Source organism: Planococcus sp. SE5232, assembly GCF_050686535.1.
Lineage (GTDB): Bacteria > Bacillota > Bacilli > Bacillales_A > Planococcaceae > Planococcus.
In genome coordinates, this window is sequence record NZ_JBOGCP010000005.1 from 171,058 (window position 1) to 190,441 (window position 19,384).

Genomic DNA, 19,384 nt, shown 5'->3' on the forward strand with positions numbered 1-19,384 from the left:
TTCAAACACCCCCCGGTCAAAAACTTTTGGATTTATTTTCAGCTCAGGAGACCGAGGAGTGGGGTCGTAATTTCAGATTTAGGTCAAAATAGCGCGTTATAGGGGGGGTGAACAGAAAATGGCCAAGCTCAGCAGACCGAAACAAAACGAAATGATTGAAATCGAGATACGAAAATGGAACAAAGTTTTCTCGAAATTGTCTGAAGAAAAAAAAGAGGCAGCCAGCGACCTCATTAGGCGCGTGGCATTTATGACCATCACCTTGGGGATACTTGAAGAGGACATTAAAATAAAAGGTCCGACTTACAAAATGAAGAACGGCCAACAAGAAATGTTCGTAGAAAACCCCTCTCAAAAATCCTATAACACGATGATCAACAGATACACGGTTGCATGCGATAGATTGATTAGTTTGCTGCCAAAGGATGCGGGGGATCCGCCTAAAAGAGATGCGAGTGGATTGACATGATTGCAAACAAATATGTGGATGAATATATTCACTTATATGAAACAGGTCAAATTAAATTAAATAAAGAACGGATAATGTTGCTCGAGCATTTACAAAAGCGAGTGTTAATTCGTGACGATATTTATTTTGATGAAAAACTAATAGGCGACTTTATAGCATTTGCAGAAAAATGGTATTTTCCACTAAATTCATTCCAGAAATTCATAGCAGCGTTCGTCTTCTTATTCTATAAAGAGGACGACGCTGTTTTTTATGACCAGTTTTTATTGTTGATGGCGAGGGGTGCCGGGAAGAACGGTTTGATTTCTGTATTGATCCACTTCCTCATCAGTCCACTGCATGGCATCCAAAAATATAATGTTTCAATTGTGGCCAACACTGAGAAACAGGCAAAAATGTCATTCGTGGAAGTCTACGACACCATAGAAACCAAAGAAGGTTTGAGCGATTACTTCTATCCAACCAAAAAAGAAATCAAAGGGTTGGATACGAACAGCATCATTCAATACCACACTTCAAATGCATCTTCTAAAGATGGTTTGCGTGACGGGGCAGTTATCTATGATGAAATTCATCGTTACGAAACTGCCGAGACGGTCAACGTCTTTTCAAGTGGTTTAGGTAAGGTCAAGAACGCAAGAGAGTTTTTCATTGGTACGGATGGCTTTGTGCGCGAAGGGTTTCTGGACAAAACAAAAGAACGCGCTCTAAGCATTTTGAAAGGTGACGAGCCGGAAGATTCTTTATTTCCCTTCATCTGTCGAATCGATGAAGCAAAAGAAATCGATGATCCGGATATGTGGGAGAAAGCGAATCCGATGTTCAGCAAGCCAATGGGCGAATACGGAAGAGGATTGTTTAAGAAGGTCCAAGCACAGTATCGCCAATTAAGCAGCAACCCATCCGGTTATTCCGAGTTCATCACAAAGCGAATGAATCTACCAGAGGTTGATTTAGCAAAGGACATAGCAAGCCGAGAAGAAATCATGGCTACTAATAGAGAAATGCCGGATCTAAAACATAAAACATGTGTCGGCGGATTAGACTTTGCATCCATCAAAGACTTTGCGGCTGTCGGTTTGCTGTTCAAAGTCAAAGATGAATACATTTGGAAAAGCCATTCCTTTGTTCGCAGAGGGTTTTTAAATAGCGTAAAAATGAAAGCTCCAATTCGCCAGTGGGAAGATGAAGGATTGCTGACCATCCTGGACGAGCCAGTAATTGATATCAAGCACATTGTAAATTGGTTTGTAGAAATGCGGGAGATATACGGTATCACAAGTATTGTGGCCGATACATTCCGGCTGGACTTAGTAAAGTCGGCACTCGAAGCCGAAGGATTTCATATTCTTTATATCCGGAATCCGAAAGCGATCCACTCTCTCTTAGCTCCAAGGGTGGAAACGATGTTTGCCAATAAGAAAATCATCTTCGGCCCTAATGGGTTGATGCGTTGGTACACAAACAATGTATATGTCCATATTAAGAAGGACGGGAACAAAGAGTATTTGAAGAAAGATGAAGTTATGCGAAAGACAGATGGTTTTCAAGCCTTCACTCATGCATTGTGGCAGGCGGACAACTTACTGGAAGACGAAGTGGAGTTCGTTCTGGATGCAATTGATTTCTAGCCTAGAGGGAGGTGAAAAAATAAATGGGAGTATTAGATTTATTCAGATCACGCAACAGTGAGCTGGCGGATATGTTCGACTTTGATTTAATCGTTGACCAACAGGAAAAAATCCACATGAAGCGTTTGGCTATTGAAATTTGCATTAACATGATTGCCAAAACAATCAGTCAGTCTGAAATTGTCGTAACGGAAAGCGGACGAAGCATCCAGGATGAATTTTATTACAAGTTTAATCTGAGGCCCAACAAGAATATGACTTCTAGTTTCTTCTGGCAGTCGGTGGTACACAAATTAATTTATGACAATGAATGTCTGATTGTTAAAACCGATGACGATGACTTCTTAATTGCGGACAACTTTGTCCATACGAAATACGCCATGTTCGATGATGCTTTTTCGGAAGTGGAAGCTGCAGGCTATTCGTTTAAGCGGACGTTTAAAATGTCGGATGTGATTTACATTCCGTATAACAACGAAAACATGACGGATATTATCGGAGAGTTGTTCGGTGACTACGGCAGGTTGTTCGGTCGCTTGTTAGAGTATCAGATGCGAAAGAATCAGATCCGTTCTGTTGTGGATATGGAAGCACTCACTGGTACTGATGAAAAGACCCAAGCCAAGATTCAGAACTTCATCAACAAGATTTACAAGAGTGTCGAGACTAACGGGCATGTAGTCGTGCCGCAGCAAAAGGGTTTCAAGTATAGCGAATATACCACGCCGGGCAGCCCAGTTACTGTGGACGAGATAAACAAAGTGACCGATGGCTTCCTGGACCATGTAGCGAGAACGTTAGGTATTCCAATTGCTATGATCCGTGGAGAAATGGCGGATGTTGAAGGGCAAACGAAAAACTATATGCTGTTTTGCATTAATCCTCTCTCTCGAAAAATCAGCGATGAACTCACTGGCAAGTTTGTTGAGAAAGCCGATTACCTAAGAGGCAAACGAATTAAAGTGAAGACCTCTTCTTATGAAAGCATTTTCGACATTGCCACCAGCGCCGATAAGTTGATTTCAAGCAGCTTGTTTACACCAAACGAATTGCGCGAGGAATTAGGCTGGGAGCGTTCGGAAGATCCTATGTTAGATCAGCACATGATAACCAAGAACTACGAAGCTACGGCATCCACAGAAGAAACGCCGGAATGATGAATACACTTTGAAGGGTGGTGAGAAAATGAAAAAAGGGAGCTATTTCACAATGGCTAAACTAGATGGCCCAAAAGCGCAGATTGATATTTACGGCGACATTGTGAGCGAGAACTATCGCTGGTATGAGGATGAGACAAGCGCAGTATCTTTCCGAGACGCATTAGCAGGGTTGGGAGATATCGATGAACTGGAGATTCACATTAACAGCGGCGGCGGCGATGTATTTGAAGCTGTGGCTATTTTTAATATGATCAAACGCCACAAGGCGAAGGTGAGCATCCACATTGACGGGCTTGCGGCTTCGGCTGCATCAGTTATCGCAATGGCAGCAGACACACTTTACATGCCAGAAAACAGCATGTTGATGATTCACAATGCGTGGTCAGTGTTCATGGGAAATCACCACGAATTGCGCGACTATGCGGATCAGTTGGAGAAAATCAATAATACGACCGTCAAACAGTCGTACCTTGAAAAGAATCCAGACATTGACGTTGAAGCATTGTCACAGCTTATGGATAAAGAGACTTGGCTTAGTGCCAGTGAAGCTTTTGAAATGGGGTTAGTTGATGAAGTTATCAGTGCCGTACCAGTTGCCGCATCGATTACGAAAGATCAGATGGCTCGCTATGAAAATGCACCAACCACCTTGAAAGATTCGGTCGAAGAAGAACCTGCAGTAAAGCAGAATACAGGTATCGATAAAGAATACCTGGACAACGCTATCCAGCAGTTGAAAAACGAACTTGCAGAACTAAAGAAACCTGCCGAGCCTGTCAAAGACAGTTCACTTTGCGCATTTTTCCTAAATATAAACTAATGGAGGTTACACAATGACGATTAAATTTTCAAACTCAGACACTATGAAAGACGCTAAGGCGGCACTCGCTAAAGCGATGACAGAAGGCAAGCCAGAAGAACAACAGGGCGCTTTCGAATCTTACCTGGACGCTCTTCACATGGACGTATCCGCTAAGATTTCCGCACAAGCAAACGATGAAATCATGGATCGTTCGATTTTACAAAACCGTGGCCAGAACGTTCTAACATCTGCAGAAACAAAATTCTTTAAAGCGGCAATCGATAAGCAAGGATTCGATGAAGATTCTATCCTTCCTGTAACGACTCAGGAGCGTATCTTCGAAGACTTGACGCAAGAGCATCCACTACTTAACGCTTTGCAATTGCAGGACATGGGCGCAGTCACACGCATTATCACTGCTGATCCATCGGGTGCGGCTGTATGGGGTCCATTGTTTGGAGATATTCAAGGACAAATCGGCGCAGCGTTTAAAGAAACTACTATCTCTCAGTTGAAACTTACGGCTTTCGCTGTTGTTCCTAACGATATGCTGGAACTTGGTCCAGTATGGGTTGAACGTTATGTCCGTACATTGATCGTAGAAGTTCTTTCTGTCGGTCTTGAGCGAGGATTCGTAGCTGGAACTGGAGTTAATCAGCCAGTCGGTTTGATTAAAAACGTTGATCCAGATACAAACGCAATCTCTGACAAAGTTCCTGCAGGCACTCTTACGTTCGAACCAGGACGCACGACTGTACAGGAACTTAAAGGAGTGGTCAAAGCTCTTTCTGTGGATGCTGCTGGTAAATCTCGCCGCGTGGCAGGGAAAATCGTTATGGTCGTCAACCCAGTTGATAACTTTGACATTCAGGCATCAGCAACGATCCAGAACGCAAGTGGCGTGTATGTAACTAACTTGCCATTCAATCCTCAGATCGTCGAATCTGAATTTGTGACTGCTGGAACGGTGGTATTCTTTGTGCAAGGTCAATACTTGGCTGTTATTGCTGGCGGATACAAGCTGAACAAATACAATCAGACGCTTGCGATGGAAGACGCAATGCTTTACACGATCAAGCAGTTCGCAAACGGTAAACCAATGGACAACAATGCAGCTGCAGTTTACACATTGGCTATCGCTGATGGCGTATCGGAACCAGCTGGCGTTTAATAACGGAGGTGTTTTAAATGAACGAGGTTACTCCGGAACTGATTCAAGAGTTTAAAGACAGTTTGCATATATCGCACGGGTCAGAAGACAGTAACCTTAAACGGATGCTGTCTTCTTCTGTTTCCTATGTAGAAAGAGTATGCGGGCCGTTTGATATCCTCACCCATGCAGAAGCGAAGGAACTTGTCATTGAGCGTTCACGCTATGCATACAATGACAGCCTGGAGTTTTTCGAAGAGAACTTTCTCAGCATGATACAGGGGTTGAGTTTATCTCTACTCCCTGATGTTGCGGAAGAGGATGTGATTGTTTGATTAAGTTTGAACATCGCGGATCGAAAGTAAATAGCGGCGACTTACGCACTCCGGTTTCTTTCTATGAAGTAGCACCGAATGATGGTCCAGAAGCAGGAGAAAGCGTCACGCGCGTTCTATATGAATGCTTCGCTGAAATCGTAAAGGTTTGGCGGAGTGATATGGAACAAGCGAAAGCGAATAACACGCTTGAGGATATAACGGTGAAGATACGGGATCCATACGAAAGTTTCACGCCGGATAATAAGCACTACATCGGCATCAATGACCGCAATTATTTCGGCAAGGAATATCACATCAAATCAGTACAGCCGGACACTCAAAATGTCGGTTTTATTCTGGTTATTGCGGGGCTGGTTGAATGAGTGTAGAAGTTAGAGGCATATCCGAAATGCTGGCAGACTTAGAAAGCCGATTAGGACCGGAAGCAGTCGGGCGGATTAGTGACGCCGCTTTGATTGAAGCTTCTCTTGTATTTAAAGAATCCTTGACTGCTCAGTTGTCCTTATTTAAAGACACAGGCGCAACGATTGACGAGTTGACATTCTCTGAACCTAAATTAGTTGATGGTGTGCGAACAATAACCGTGTACTGGAAGGGTCCGAAACGCCGTTATGCAGTTATCCACTTAAACGAATTTGGTACAGTGAAAAATCCGAACCCCAATGGCAAGGGAGCTATAGCCAGAGCGTTGCAACAGTCCGAACGCTCATATAAACAGGCAATCAGAAACGCTATTGAGAGGGGGCTTTAAATGGATATCATAATGAACCTTTATAACGCACTGATGGCAGATCCGTATATTAATCAGCATGCAGCTGGTCGGATTAAATTCTACGAGTACCCGGCCACATCCAGCGTTACTCAGCCTTTCATTATCATTGATCCATTGAGTCCACCACTCGATACGGACTATGCAGATGATGATTCACTTGCTGAGGAATATTTATATCAAGTGGATGTCTGGACGAAAGACCGCAAGATAACAAAAGAATTGGCGAGCCGGGTGAAAAAAGCATTGAGAAATAATGGCTTCTATTACTATGCCGGCGGCGTTGATGAATACGATGCAGCAACAAAAATCTACCGGGACGCTCGCAGGTTCCGGAAAAAAGTATACAGCGAAGATATTGAGACGCTCACTTGAGTGTCTTTTTTCTTTGACTAAAATTGATGGAGTGATTTTATAATGCCGAAAAAGTACAGATCATCTACAGGTATTGACGAATTTTACTATGCACCACTATTGGCTGAACCTGCAGTAGACGTTTACACAGGACCAATTGAGCGCGTGAAATGGTTGCAAACGATTGAAATTGAGAACCCGCAAGAAATTACACGCGCATACGGCGATAACAAAACGGCAGAATTGGCAGTGTCAAACGGTAACACGACTGTTTCCGGCGGATTCCACACACTTCCACAGGAAGATAAAGATGTGTTGTTCGGATTGGAAGTCGTTGATGGTCTTTCTGCATACGGTTCAACCGATACCTCTCCATATGTGGCTTGTGTATTCGCTAAGACGTATGAAGATGGCAGCAAGCAGTGGGTCGGCTTAACTAAGGGCATGTTCATGAAAAACAACATTGCTGGAGCGACTAAAGAAGACGGGACAACATTCACGACTGACGAAATCTCTGCAGAGTTCATGGAGCGTGAAGTTGCTGGGTTCACTACAGAGAAAACAGTTATTACGGCAGCAGACGAAAAAGGTTCTACCGTAAACCGTGACGCTTTGTTCCTAGCTGTATTCGGTCTTCCGTATCCTGTGGAAGCAGTAGTACCGGAAGGAGTGTAATCGATGCCAAGAACTAAGAAAAGCACTCCTGACGCGCCGGTGAAAGCTGGTCCAGTTAAGTATGAAGCAATTCAAGATTTCACTGATTTAAAAGATGGCGGCAAGGTTTATTTTGTTGGTGATCGATATCCGAATCCAACAAATAAGAAAATTCCAGAAGAACGCCTGGAACAACTTTTGTCGAAGAATAACACAAGAAAATCAGCAGTCATTAAAGAAATTTAACTGAGAGGGCTTCGGCTCTCTCTATATTAATAAAAAACATACTGGAGGAATAGAAATGGCTAAATCAATCGAATTAGTAGTGGATTTTAAAACAGGGGAAAAGAAAGAATTTTTCCAACCATCTTACATTAAAGGTTCTGTAGCGTTAGAAGCGTTGGTAATTGGGAAGAGTGTCGAAAAAAAGGGGAACGATCTTGAACCAGCAGACATTAAAAAAATGGCGGACTTTGTTTCTAAAAAAGTTTATGGCGGAGAATTTACTGCTGATCAACTAATTGACGGAATCCATGCACCTAACTTATTTGAAGAGATTATGGCGCACTTAGGTTCAGTTATGGGTGATGAATCGGGAAACGCTACGAAGGCGAAGAAGAATTAAAAGAAGAAGATTTCTCATACGAAAAACAAAAAGAATACTTTGACTCAATGGTCCGTGAGCTGTTAAAGGCTGGATGGAAACTGAATGACATTCTGGACTCTCCAATGTACTACTTAGTGGAAGTCGCAAGTGACAAGAAGGTTGAGCCGACAAAAGAAAAGTCCTTAATTTCCGCATTCACCGGAGGTTGAGGGTATTTTTTTGAAGTTTTTGAGGAAAGGAGGAAACTGAATGGCAGATATGATTCAAGGCCTTTCCATTGGTTTAAACCTTGATACCAGTGGCATTGAGCAAAGTTTGAAAGGATTAAAAGGACAGTTAAAAGCTGTAGATTCCGAAATGCGTGTAAACATGTCGGCATTTAGCAGAAGTGAAAAATCTGTTGGAAAATACGAAACGCAAATCGGAGGACTAAATAAAAAACTCGATGCACAAAAGGCGGCCGTTAATGCAGCAAGACGGGAACATGAGCAAATGGTCGCGCAGCATGGCGAGGGTTCACGGCAGGCTCAAGTATCTGGTGCAGCATATAACAATCTCAGCGCAGACTTCAACAATCTTCAACGTCATATAGGCGATTTGACTGATGAATTTCAGCAATTCCAAAGAGAACAGGAAATTGCGGAAAGCCGATTCGGTAAACTAAGCAGTTCGCTTGAAGATGTAGGCGGTAAATTGTCGGCCGTAGGAGACAAGGTGAGCACTGCAGGAAAAGGACTAACAATCGGTCTTACAGCTCCTATTGTTGGATTTGGTGCTGCAGGAGTAGCGGCATTCAATGAAGTTGATGAAGCGATTGATACAGTTATAACCAAAACAGGCGCCACAGGTGAAGCGGCCGAAGTGCTGACAGAAAACTTTAGAACCGTTGCCAAACGTGTTCCGGATGACTTGCAAGCTGTCGGCGACGCAATCGGCGAGGTCAATACACAATTCGGATTTATGGGGAAAGAATTAGAAGATAATTCGCAATTGATGTTAGAGTTCGCCAATATCAACGGAACCGATGTCACTTCTTCTTCTATCGCATCTAAGCAAGCCATTGAAGCTTATGGCTTGGCCAATAGCGATTTAGGGAATGTTCTCGATGCCGTAACTCAAACTGCACAAGATACAGGGCAATCCGTAGATGATTTGTTCGACAAAGCCACGAAAGGCGCTCCGCAAATCAAAGCGCTAGGGTTGAACTTCGCCGAAGGTACAGCGTTAATTGGTGGATTTGAGAAAGCTGGTGTTGATTCCGGTGCAGCGCTATCAAGTTTGAGCAAAGCGCAAGTGATCTTTGCCAAAGACGGCAAGACACTAGAAGAAGGATTAAACGGCACTGTGAAATCCATCTTGAACGCTAAAACCGAAACCGAAGCACTCACAATCGCCTCTGAGGTATTCGGAACTAAAGGCGGTCCTCGAATGGTAGACGCTATCCAGCGAGGAACGTTTAATCTGGAAGATTTCACCGGCGCAGGTGAGAAAGCTGCTGGGGCCGTAAAAGAAACATTCAATGAAACTGTTGATCCTATTGACCAGGCAGCTATAGCCATGAACAACGCTAAATTGGCAATGAGTGAAGTTGGAGAAGTTCTGCAAGTCGCTGCATTGCCATTTATGCAAAAAGCTACAGAAATCATGGGAAATCTGGCTGATAAATTCAGAGCCATGAGTCCTGAAGCGAAACAAACGTCACTAGTCATTGCCGGAATCGCTGCAGCAATCGGCCCTGTTCTTGTTGCTGTCGGTTCAATGATCAGCATGTTTGGCGGAGCTATGACAGCACTCGCACCACTGGCATTGAAAATAGCACAAGCAGGTGGGATGCTGAAATACTTACGTGGCGCAATGCTGGCCTTTACCGGACCGGTCGGAATAGCAGTTGCAGTTATAGCTGGACTAACCATTGGATTTATAGCTCTTTATAAAAATTCCGAAACGTTCCGGGACATGATCAGCACGTTAATTACGAAAGTGAAAGAACTGGCAAGTCAGGCACTTGCTGCTTTAAAACCTGCAATTGCAACGGTAGTTGGATTCTTTAAGGATCAGTTAAAAGTTATACAAGATTTCTGGAGTCAGAACAGTGCAACGATACTTTCAGCTCTTGAAAACATTGGTGGGTTTGTTTCGAAAGTATTTAATGGCATTATGGCCGTCATCCAATTTGTCATGCCTGCGGTATTGGCGTTAATAAATGCCGTGTGGGGCAACATCAAAGGAGTCATTACAGGTGCGCTTGATGTCATTATGGGCGCAGTAAAAGTATTCTCTGGGTTGTTCAGTGGTGATTTCAGCAAGATGTGGGAAGGCGTTAAGCAGATGTTTACAGGTGCGATTACTTTCCTGTGGAACTTTATCAGCCTAACATTCTTCGGCAAGTTACTCGGTGGAGCGAAGCTGTTTGTCGGTGCATTTAAAGGAGTATTCACAAGCTTATGGGCGGGTTTAAAAACACTGTTCACCGGTTCCCTGAATGCTTTAAAGAGTTCGGTGTCCACTTCATTTAGTGCGATTTCTTCTACTACATCAAGAATATTCAACGGCATCTGGAATTTCTTGAAGAGCATTTTCAATTCAATTCGCACCTCTATTGATAACGCGGTACTTACAATTTACACAAAAGTAGTCACATCCTGGACGAATATCTTCAATAAAACGTCTTCTATCTTCAACAGCATCTTTAATGCAATCCGGAATATTTTCAATTCCATCAAAAACGCTATCTCTACAGCGGTCGGTAATGTTCTAACCAAAGTAACGAATACGTGGAACTCCCTCAAGACTACGACTTCAAACGTATTCGGAAGCATCTTCACAGCAGTCAAAGGAAAGTTTGACGATATCGTAAACGCGGCCAAAGCTTTACCGCAGCGAATCGGTGACGGCATCGGATCCATGGCATCGAAAGTGAAATCCGGCGTAACTAGAGTTATTAACAATTTAGCTTCCACACTGGGCAAAGGAGTCAACGGCGTCATCGGCGGCATCAACTGGGTGCTCGGTAAAATCGGCGCGGATAAAGACATTCCGAAGTGGACTGTTCCTCAGTATGCACAAGGCACAAAAGGGCATGTCGGCGGTTTGGCTGTGGTCGGTGATGGCAAAGGTTCAAACGCCGGTAGCGAGTTAATTAGAACGCCAGACGGCGAAATGCAACTAAGCCCTTCCAAGGATACATTAGTGAACTTGCCGAAAGGTACACAGGTATTTTCTGCTAAGCAAACGCGCGAATACATGGAATCAATTCCGCACTATAAAAATGGGGTTGGCGGTAAACTTAGCGATCTGTGGGAAGGTACGAAAAACCTAGCAGGAAAAGCGTGGGAAGGTACAAAAAAAGTCGGGAACAAAGTGAAAGATGTCGCGGTCAATGCATTCGATTACATCAAGTCTCCAGGCAAGTTCCTTGACCTCGCACTGAAGACTCTCGGCATTGAAAAGCCGAAGGGCGGCAGTTTTGTTGGGAATATGGCGGTTGGTGGATGGAACAAGGTAAAAGAAGCAGCACTCAGCTATGTGAAAAACAAAATGTCCGACTTTGGATCTTCTCAGAGTGGCATTTCACTGACCGGCGGCAATGGTGGCGGATTTGGTTCTCCTTTCAGATTCACAAGCGGACCGGGACCACGTAACACAGGTATTCCGGGCGCGTCACGCATGCACAAAGGATGGGACTGGGCTGCACCTATAGGGACAAAAATTCCCTCCGTCACAGACGGTATCGGGTACCGAACAGGATTCCATCGTCTGAGTGGTAACTTTGTAGAGGTTAAGTCAGGCAATAAAATACACAGATACCAGCACAACAGCCGGAACATTATGAAAGTCGGCCAGAAAGTTAAGAAAGGCCAGACACTCGGATTAGTTGGTGATACAGGCGTTGGTTCAGGAGCTCACTTGCACTATGAGGTGAGAGGGCTTGAAACAGGTGGAATCGTGAAGAAAGAACAAATGGTTCGTGTGGGTGAAAAGAATCGTGAAGAGGTTGTTATTCCGATGCATCCTTCACGCCGCACGGATGCCATGAAACTATTGGCTCTTGCTGGTAGGAAAATATCGGGCGGCAGTGATAAAGGCATCATACGTCCGAATCAGATACCGAACGTTGGTAGCGGCTCGAATAACGACAGTGTATTGAAATCATTGCTTGCAGCTACCATTAAGCAGAATGAAATATTGATGCAGTTGTTGAACAAAAACACTGACGTTTATATGAATACGGGCGAATTGGTCGGGGCTATCGGTGATCCAATCGATTCCCGTCTTGGCAATTCGTCACGGAATAACATGTACATGAACGGGGTGAGATAATGGGCGGCGTAAAGCTGTACGACATGAGTATGAGAGAAGTAAGTTTGCGCGGTGTGAAATGGCTAGAGTTCACACCGGATCCGCCGACTGCGGAAGAAACCACAGAAAAAGTTTACAACGGAGATATTCCGATGGGCAAAACACGGAATAGCCGATTGATTCAAGCGAAGCTCTGGTACAAAGCCTACGATGTTCTGGATTATAAACTGCTGCGTGACGAATTGTTTTCATTCCTCAGCCCATTCCAGGAGTTCTATGTTGTGGATGAAGATGTTCCGGGCAAGCGATGGAAAGTATCGGTTAGAGATATTCAACCAGAACGAATAAACAGGACGACTGCTGAAGTGGCGGTCGTTTTTTATTGTCCAAGAGGACTATCAGAATCAATTGCAATGACGATGGACGGAATAGATACAGTATATGGCGACTGGGCGAGCGGCATGGGGCTGGAATCAGATGTAGGCACGCAAGATTATACACATTCCTCTGATTTTTTCGGGATTCACAACGCCGGAAACGTGATGGTCGATCCAAGAGAATCAGAATTAAGCATCCGGATTGACGCAAACAATGGCGGCTCCGGTAAATTAACGGTGCGGAACATGTCCACATCAGAGGAATGGATATACACCGGCCCGCTGAATGCGGGAGATACTATCACGATTGATCGAATGGAATCTAAACGAAACTATTCGAACATCGTTGGACAGACGAATCTAAACTTAATCAGCCTTGTACCAGGACAGAACGCATTTTTATTATCGGGCATTAATCAGGGATTCGAGATTTCTTTTAACTTTCGATACCTGTATGAATAAGGAGGGATTTAGTTGGCCATAAATTTAAATAGAGAAGGCGTTGCTTTAAATGCCGAAGAACGGAATAAGCGAAACCAGAACTGGACAGCTATTGAACAAGAAGTTGCGGGTATTGGCTCTAATATTGCAGATTTGGATGAAATAAGTTCCGGCGCAGTTGGGGAGATCAATACGCTCAAAACTGAAACTGCCAAACAAAAAGAAGGATTAACGGCCGTCAATACAAGAGTCGATAATGTGGTTATTGAAGCAGGTGAGGCTGCATTCGATAAAGTCATCGATGCTTCAAAACTCGAATGGCAAGAACCCGTTGCCACATTTGCAGACTTGGCTACTACGTATCCAGATGCAACAGAAGCATTCACATCACAAACAACATCGGACGGATCTGTGTATCGTTTCAACGGCTCTGAATGGAAGAAAATTCAGCAGGTTGATGCGGGTCCAATCAATGAAGTTGATACACGTCTTACCGCACAGTTGGCTGAAACGGGCAGTCAAATAGGCGGTGTGAATATTGATAAGTTGAAGGATAACACATCTTCAAACTCCCTTCTCCAAATGTCAGCTAAAAAGCCTAAACAACCATTAGTAACATTCATAGATGATGATGGGAAATCAGAAGTTTGGACGCGCTTAAAACCCATCTTTGAAAGCAGAGGTGTCCCCTGTACACTTGCAATTGTTAGTGATTGGGTGGGTACAACAGGAAACATGACTCAACAGCAAATACTATCACTGCAAAACGATTTGGGTTGGGAAATGGCATCCCATGAAAAAACGCATATGGCAATGGGTAACGTGTTAGACGATGCGACAATCGAAAGAGAAATTGTACAATCCAAAAAAGAATTATTGGAAATGGGAATGAATGTCACTAATATCGTTTACCCATTCGGACAGTCAAACCCCACAATGCTTGCCAAGGTTGCAGAATATTACAATATGGGCGTAACAACAAATAGCGGAACGCTACCACAAACGAATAAGGCACCACTTAACAGGACGTATTTATTCCGTACCGCTTTAGGAAGTTTTGCAGGTGAAGCCAATACGCTTGCACACTACAAAGCAGCGATTGATAAAGCAATTGCAGAAAATTCATGGCTGATTTTTATGACACATGTGGCACAGCATGATTTAACACAAGATGATTACTTGGCGCAAACCATTGACTATGCGATTGAGAAAAGTGTTAAGGTGGTTAATTTCCGTGATGGATTGGAATACTTCGGGGATCGGATGGATATTGAAGGATTGATGAAAGTGGATGTAGATGGTAAGTTTACATCGGATAAATTTGTGGTTGGTGTTAGAGATAGGCTTATTGATACGAACACAAAGGCAAACGATATATCCTTTATAAAAGCTAACTATTCGCAACATCACATTCTGTATACTTCATTTTCCTTCGCAAATAGTTCGGGAATGCCTGGAAATACAGCCGGCTTACTCAAGACTAATTTAGAAAGGTCGGAAGTTGGGTATATTACGCAAGAATACCGTCTTTATAATACTGGCGAAGTCTTCAAAAGAACCTATACAGATGCAAACACATGGACAATGTGGGAAAGCGCCGATTCATGGAAATTGATAAAAAGACCAACTCGTAAAGCTGTTGTTGTTCCTGATTTAGTTTTCGCCCCTAACGAAACGAAAGTCATTGATATTGATTTATCGGGGATGGGGGCATTATTGACAAGAACGCCGATAATCGCCACTTGTCGAAGTTTTCAGGTTGATGGATTTAGCTATAACATACGGGTTGCGAGTGCGACTACAGGGAAATTAAGGCTTACTAACCTTTCAAGCACAAGTGTAACTTTCTTTGCCATTGATTGGGACTTTACGATTGTTTGGGAATAAGTAAAAAACGGTTGAACGTATTGTTAAGTGAGGATTTACTAGGCTACTATTTCTAACTTATTACAATAAGATGTTTCTCTTTACCAATGGTTGGTATATACTTTTACTTATCTATAGTGTAAAAGGAGACAACTTATGTTTTTGGGAGTTTTATTTACTGGTTCTGTTTTTCAAATATTTAACAAAAGATTTTTATTTTTGACTTTTGCAGCTATATTAATGGTATTAGGCTTTTTTAGGTATGGTATAGGCATAGATTACTTTTCTTATGAATATTTATACCATGGGTTAGCATTTTCGGTAATGGACGAGATAAGGTATGGATCAGGTACACAAGAAATAGGTTTTAGAGCAGTAGGAGCGTTTCTGAAGAGTTTAGGATTTACGTATCAGCAGTATTTAATGGTTTTCGTAGCAATAAATATAATATACATTGCTAAACTATCTAATAAATATAGCAAGAATCCAACTCTTTCGCTTCTGTTGTTCTTTTGTTTTTATTACATTACTTGGACATTTAGCGGAATTCGTCAAGGAGTCGTTATTGCTGTTGGGTTATATTATCTATTAAAATATATCGAAAAAAATAAGCCTGTTAAACTGATTGTTGTTTCAATCTTACTATCAACAATTCATGCGTCAGCTATAGTTTTAATTGTTTTTTACTTTCTATCAAAAATTGATTTTAAGAAAAATACACTAATAATTTTATCTCTATTAAGTTTAGTTGTTTCTGTTTTACCTACGGGAATTGTTATAAGCAAATTAACATGGTTGCCTTTTTTTGATAGGTTTATTGTGTACACCGATTTATCATACTCATTGAATTTTTTAGATTTCGCAACCATAGGAAGAATTTTCTTCCTCATTTTAGCTTTCATCTTTTATGACTATTATTCTCAGCAAGGGGATATGTCCAGAAAGATTATTAATCTTTTTATTTTGAGTATAATCTTGTATTTTTGTCTTCAGTTTTCAGAGGCGACCGCTGCAAGATTAGCTATTTACGGTAAATATCTAGATATAATTATTTTTGCAAACATTTTATATTTATGGAGAGAACCGATCAATAGGTTACTGTATGTATATGCTATTCTCGTTTTATGTAATTTGTATCTATTTAAAGAAACGGAATCTCAAGTTAAACCTGCTATACAGACCGATTCAATAATCGCCCCTTACGTAAGTATATTGAACAAAGACGACCATTCTTTTAATATGACATATGATTTTTTGAAAGGTCCTCCATTGTAACTAAAAAATAGTAGGAACAAGAGATCAAGTTTAAGAAGCTTCCTTAAACGCCCCTTAGTGGGTGTTTTTTTATATTCATAGAAAGGAGCTGTTGTGAGATGATGAGATGGATAGACGATGGAGATGTGACATATAAAGATTTAAAACCTATTTATTCATTTGATGTACCTTTTTTAGTAAAACAGTGGGAAATCTTTATAAAGCTTTGTTCTATTAAACCTTAGGAACATACTGTCCGGTAACAAAAACTAAATAAACTAACCAAAGAGTGTCCATTCGGGCGCTCTTTTTTCTATGCAGAAAAGAGGTGGACGAATGATTTCAATAACGGATATCGGCGGAGAAGTTCATTTATTGAATGGCATCAAACAGATCAACCGAGCCAAAAAGGTCAACGGAGAAAAAACACTCAGCTTTGTAGTGGTCCCGACTGAATCGAATAAACACGCTTTCGATGTGGTCATAAATGAATCACTCATTAAATTTGAAAATGAAAATTACGTGATTAAAAAAACGCAGGAAAAGAATGTCGGCAATACGTACATCAAATCTGTGGAAGCTGTTCATGTTTTCTTCAATGATATGATAAACAGCTTTCAATACAATCTGCATAATGGCTCACAAACATTCTTTGCGGCTCTGACCAGAGTATTCGAACCGACTCCATATTCCTTTTCGATTGTTGACAGCTTCACTGCTGAGACGTTCGAGAACTTCGGAAGGGATAACTGTCTGTCATTGTTTAAAAACGTGCTGGAGCGTTATGAAGCAGAGTTCGAGGTTATCGGCTATCAAGTGTATTTGAAACGGAAAATAGGTGCAGATACAGGCTTTCAATTGCGCTGGAAAAGCAATATCAAAGCAATCGACAAAGAAGTGGATACACAGGGATTGTCCACAGTGATTAAAGGATTCGGCGGCACACCTTCAGAGGCTGGCGTTTATCCTATCCAGCGCGAGTATCGTTCCAATGTCGAGTTTTTCGGAGAGAAACATGCGGCAGCTGTATACGATGAAGCGACTTCCACAGCGGCAGGTATGGATGCTCGGTTGCGCCGGGAGTTAATCGATGAACCACAGCTTTCCATAACTGTGGATATTGCTGCAGTTGAAGGTGAAGTGAAGAACGAAGGAGATAGAGGGTTCATTGTCTATGAGCCGATGAAGATTACAGTAGAAGCCAGAGTCGTAGAACTCACAGAAACATTCGAGTATATCAACAGACGGTGGCGGGCAGTTAAGACAGCCGTAACCTTATCAAACTTCCGGAATCGCCTGACAGACGTACTGACACGCTTTGGACAGACGACCAAACGGGTTGACCGGCTATTCGACGGAAACGAAAAGCTTCCATATAATGTACTCCCTGAAGCGATGCGAATTGCGGCCGAAGCAATCAATAATAGTTTGACTGAAATCAAGTATCCTCCGAATCAAGGGATTGTGCTGCAGGATCCAAATAATCCGAGCCGCATGGTCCGTTTAACTTCTGCCGGAATCGGTTTATCGGATGATGGTGGGACAAGTTATAGAACAGCTATGACAGGTGCCGGAATTGTCACGAATGAATTAGTTGCTGGTGTGATCCGTACGAACAACATCCAGATTATCGGAAATGATGACTTGTTCTACTGGGATGGACAAGGGTTGTTTGCTTATAACCCGAATGATTTAAATAAATTCGTAAGGCTAAACTCAAGTGGCTTATATATTGCCAGAGGAGCATTCTCTATGGAACGTCCAGACGGATATGTAGCTGTAGAGAACGGGCTTTCTAAAGCGGATTATGCCATCACTGGCACGATTCCACCGTACACATCCACAGCGATCCAGATTTCAGGTGTATTCATGCGAACGCGCTCGACTGTTCCGGTCAGCATGGACTATATCAGCTTTAGACATGAATCGCGTTATCTGAAACTACGGGTAGCACAATTCAGCGAGATTGCCGGATCACATTCGATGTTCAGTGTCGAACCTGTAGGCGGTCAATCTCCGTTACTCACTTATAATACGTTGAACTCCAATTCGCAAGGTGATGAAGCAAATAACGGTGTCACGCTCACTGTGGATTTGGGCGTACCGACAGGGAACACAGTCAGCCTGTATCTACGAATGAGAAGTGGCAATTCAGAATCATATGCACACGCTCGAATTTTAAGAATGTGGAAAGAGGGATGAGCATGGAAAAGAAGATACAACTATATTGCAATGTGGATGATCAAGGGAATATTACACAGTCAATTTACGGCATGAATATCATCCCCTCTGAAACGTTCGATTTCTTCTTTATGATTGATGATGAAACGGCGGAGAATATCGAAAATTACAAAGTAGGAATTGAAGGGTTTAAGGCTGCATTGATTTTGAAATAGAGAGAAATTGCTGTGTATCGAAAAAGCGAGGAAGTGTAAGGATGATAAATTCAAGAGTCGAACGAAAGAAAAAAGGGCCAATACCCATTGTAGAAGTAGGATTCTCTATCCTTTCCCTCTGTTTGGCGATGGTGCTATTAGGTAAGCCAACAATGTTCGATAGATTGCCAGGGACGTATGAGTTTTTCAAGGCATTTGCCCCAGAATACGCATGGGCTGGCTTCTTTCTGGTAATGGCCGCAACGAAACTAATAGGATTGGCGACAAAGAACCAACTTATCCGGAAAGCTGGACTGATCGGTTCCACTTTAATTTACGGACTGATTGCATCGGCTTACTTTCTGGGTTCCGGATGGTTTAGTATCGGGTTTTTCACTTACGCGGTGCTGTCATTCATGGCTCTTTTCGCAGTAAGGGAGGTTAGTTTATCGAATGGGGAATGATGGATCTGCGGGATATGCCGTATTAGACTTGCGAGTTTCGGAATTAGAAAAAGACGTAAAGGATATTTCACAGGATTTCAAAGCACACGTCAAACAGAATGACATGGACCATAAAGAAATGCGGGCAGGAATTACGGAGGGCGCTTTGTCTCTGCGTGAATCAAAACTTATGTTTTCTCAAATTTCATCAAACATTGACGATTTGAAAAAGACTTTGGAAAAGAATGATAAAGACATTCGAGAAGATTTGAAGTCCCTTAACAGCAAGCATGACAAGGAAAAAGGATGGCGGGCAATAATCATCGACATTCTCAAAGTAATGGCCATGATTATCGGATTCATTGCCACGGGAAAAATTATCTTTTAGGAGGAAA

At 42.5% G+C, this 19,384-nt stretch carries 21 protein-coding genes; all 21 read left to right on the top strand.

Annotated features, from left to right (window positions below):
* The first annotated feature begins 118 nt into the window (after positions 1-118).
* The 21 genes from ACRC6Q_RS16735 (at position 119) to ACRC6Q_RS16835 (ending at position 19,377) form a co-directional block, all read left to right on the top strand.
* Positions 119-469, top strand: coding sequence for a hypothetical protein (locus ACRC6Q_RS16735; protein WP_431467088.1), 351 nt, complete (start codon positions 119-121; stop codon positions 467-469).
* Positions 466-2,100: a terminase TerL endonuclease subunit gene (locus ACRC6Q_RS16740; protein WP_431467089.1), complete on the top strand. Its 1,635-nt coding sequence runs from the start codon at positions 466-468 to the stop codon at positions 2,098-2,100. Before ACRC6Q_RS16735 ends, ACRC6Q_RS16740 begins: the two co-directional genes overlap by 4 nt.
* A gap of 23 nt (positions 2,101-2,123) precedes the next feature.
* The gene (locus tag ACRC6Q_RS16745) at positions 2,124-3,257 is read left to right on the top strand and encodes a phage portal protein (protein WP_431467090.1); all 1,134 of its coding nucleotides are present in this window, start codon (positions 2,124-2,126) and stop codon (positions 3,255-3,257) included.
* Between the two features lie 52 nt (positions 3,258-3,309).
* Positions 3,310-4,080 (top strand): head maturation protease, ClpP-related, encoded by a 771-nt coding sequence (locus tag ACRC6Q_RS16750; RefSeq protein WP_431467091.1) that lies wholly within the window; start codon positions 3,310-3,312, stop codon positions 4,078-4,080.
* Positions 4,081-4,093: 13 nt separating this feature from the next.
* Positions 4,094-5,233: a phage major capsid protein gene (locus tag ACRC6Q_RS16755; protein WP_431467092.1), complete on the top strand. Its 1,140-nt coding sequence runs from the start codon at positions 4,094-4,096 to the stop codon at positions 5,231-5,233.
* A 17-nt stretch (positions 5,234-5,250) separates the two neighbouring features.
* A complete protein-coding gene (locus ACRC6Q_RS16760) occupies positions 5,251-5,547 on the top strand; it encodes a phage gp6-like head-tail connector protein (protein ID WP_431467093.1) in 297 nt (98 codons plus the stop codon).
* Positions 5,544-5,912, top strand: a complete 369-nt coding sequence (locus ACRC6Q_RS16765) for a phage head-tail adapter protein (RefSeq protein WP_431467094.1) — start codon at positions 5,544-5,546, stop codon at positions 5,910-5,912. Before ACRC6Q_RS16760 ends, ACRC6Q_RS16765 begins: the two co-directional genes overlap by 4 nt.
* Positions 5,909-6,301 carry a hypothetical protein gene (locus tag ACRC6Q_RS16770; protein ID WP_431467095.1) on the top strand — a complete coding sequence of 131 codons (393 nt, stop codon included), beginning with the start codon at positions 5,909-5,911 and terminating at the stop codon, positions 6,299-6,301. The genes ACRC6Q_RS16765 and ACRC6Q_RS16770 overlap by 4 nt, the downstream gene beginning before the upstream one ends.
* Complete coding sequence (gene gp17, locus ACRC6Q_RS16775; protein WP_431467096.1) at positions 6,302-6,694, top strand: tail completion protein gp17; 393 nt, start codon at positions 6,302-6,304, stop codon at positions 6,692-6,694.
* Between the two features lie 42 nt (positions 6,695-6,736).
* Complete coding sequence (locus ACRC6Q_RS16780) at positions 6,737-7,348, top strand: major tail protein (RefSeq protein WP_431467097.1); 612 nt, start codon at positions 6,737-6,739, stop codon at positions 7,346-7,348.
* Between the two features lie 3 nt (positions 7,349-7,351).
* Positions 7,352-7,573 carry a hypothetical protein gene (locus ACRC6Q_RS16785; protein WP_431467098.1) on the top strand — a complete coding sequence of 74 codons (222 nt, stop codon included), beginning with the start codon at positions 7,352-7,354 and terminating at the stop codon, positions 7,571-7,573.
* A 55-nt stretch (positions 7,574-7,628) separates the two neighbouring features.
* The gene (gene gpG / locus ACRC6Q_RS16790; protein ID WP_431467099.1) at positions 7,629-7,952 is read left to right on the top strand and encodes a phage tail assembly chaperone G; all 324 of its coding nucleotides are present in this window, start codon (positions 7,629-7,631) and stop codon (positions 7,950-7,952) included.
* A 47-nt stretch (positions 7,953-7,999) separates the two neighbouring features.
* The gene (gene gpGT, locus ACRC6Q_RS16795) at positions 8,000-8,143 is read left to right on the top strand and encodes a phage tail assembly chaperone GT (protein ID WP_431467100.1); all 144 of its coding nucleotides are present in this window, start codon (positions 8,000-8,002) and stop codon (positions 8,141-8,143) included.
* A gap of 40 nt (positions 8,144-8,183) precedes the next feature.
* Positions 8,184-12,254 (top strand): phage tail tape measure protein, encoded by a 4,071-nt coding sequence (locus ACRC6Q_RS16800; protein ID WP_431467101.1) that lies wholly within the window; start codon positions 8,184-8,186, stop codon positions 12,252-12,254.
* Positions 12,254-13,072, top strand: a complete 819-nt coding sequence (locus tag ACRC6Q_RS16805) for a phage tail domain-containing protein (RefSeq protein WP_431467102.1) — start codon at positions 12,254-12,256, stop codon at positions 13,070-13,072. Before ACRC6Q_RS16800 ends, ACRC6Q_RS16805 begins: the two co-directional genes overlap by 1 nt.
* A gap of 12 nt (positions 13,073-13,084) precedes the next feature.
* Entirely contained in the window at positions 13,085-14,938 is a 1,854-nt protein-coding gene (locus tag ACRC6Q_RS16810; protein ID WP_431467103.1) for a polysaccharide deacetylase family protein, read from the top strand.
* Positions 14,939-15,073: 135 nt separating this feature from the next.
* Entirely contained in the window at positions 15,074-16,192 is a 1,119-nt protein-coding gene (locus tag ACRC6Q_RS16815) for an EpsG family protein (RefSeq protein WP_431467104.1), read from the top strand.
* Positions 16,193-16,507: 315 nt separating this feature from the next.
* Positions 16,508-18,373, top strand: coding sequence for a prophage endopeptidase tail family protein (locus tag ACRC6Q_RS16820; RefSeq protein WP_431467105.1), 1,866 nt, complete (start codon positions 16,508-16,510; stop codon positions 18,371-18,373).
* 2 nt (positions 18,374-18,375) lie between these two features.
* The gene (locus ACRC6Q_RS16825) at positions 18,376-18,567 is read left to right on the top strand and encodes a hypothetical protein (protein WP_431467106.1); all 192 of its coding nucleotides are present in this window, start codon (positions 18,376-18,378) and stop codon (positions 18,565-18,567) included.
* Between the two features lie 41 nt (positions 18,568-18,608).
* Positions 18,609-19,010 carry a hypothetical protein gene (locus ACRC6Q_RS16830; protein ID WP_431467107.1) on the top strand — a complete coding sequence of 134 codons (402 nt, stop codon included), beginning with the start codon at positions 18,609-18,611 and terminating at the stop codon, positions 19,008-19,010.
* Positions 19,000-19,377, top strand: a complete 378-nt coding sequence (locus ACRC6Q_RS16835) for a hypothetical protein (RefSeq protein WP_431467108.1) — start codon at positions 19,000-19,002, stop codon at positions 19,375-19,377. The genes ACRC6Q_RS16830 and ACRC6Q_RS16835 overlap by 11 nt, the downstream gene beginning before the upstream one ends.
* Positions 19,378-19,384 lie beyond the last annotated feature (7 nt).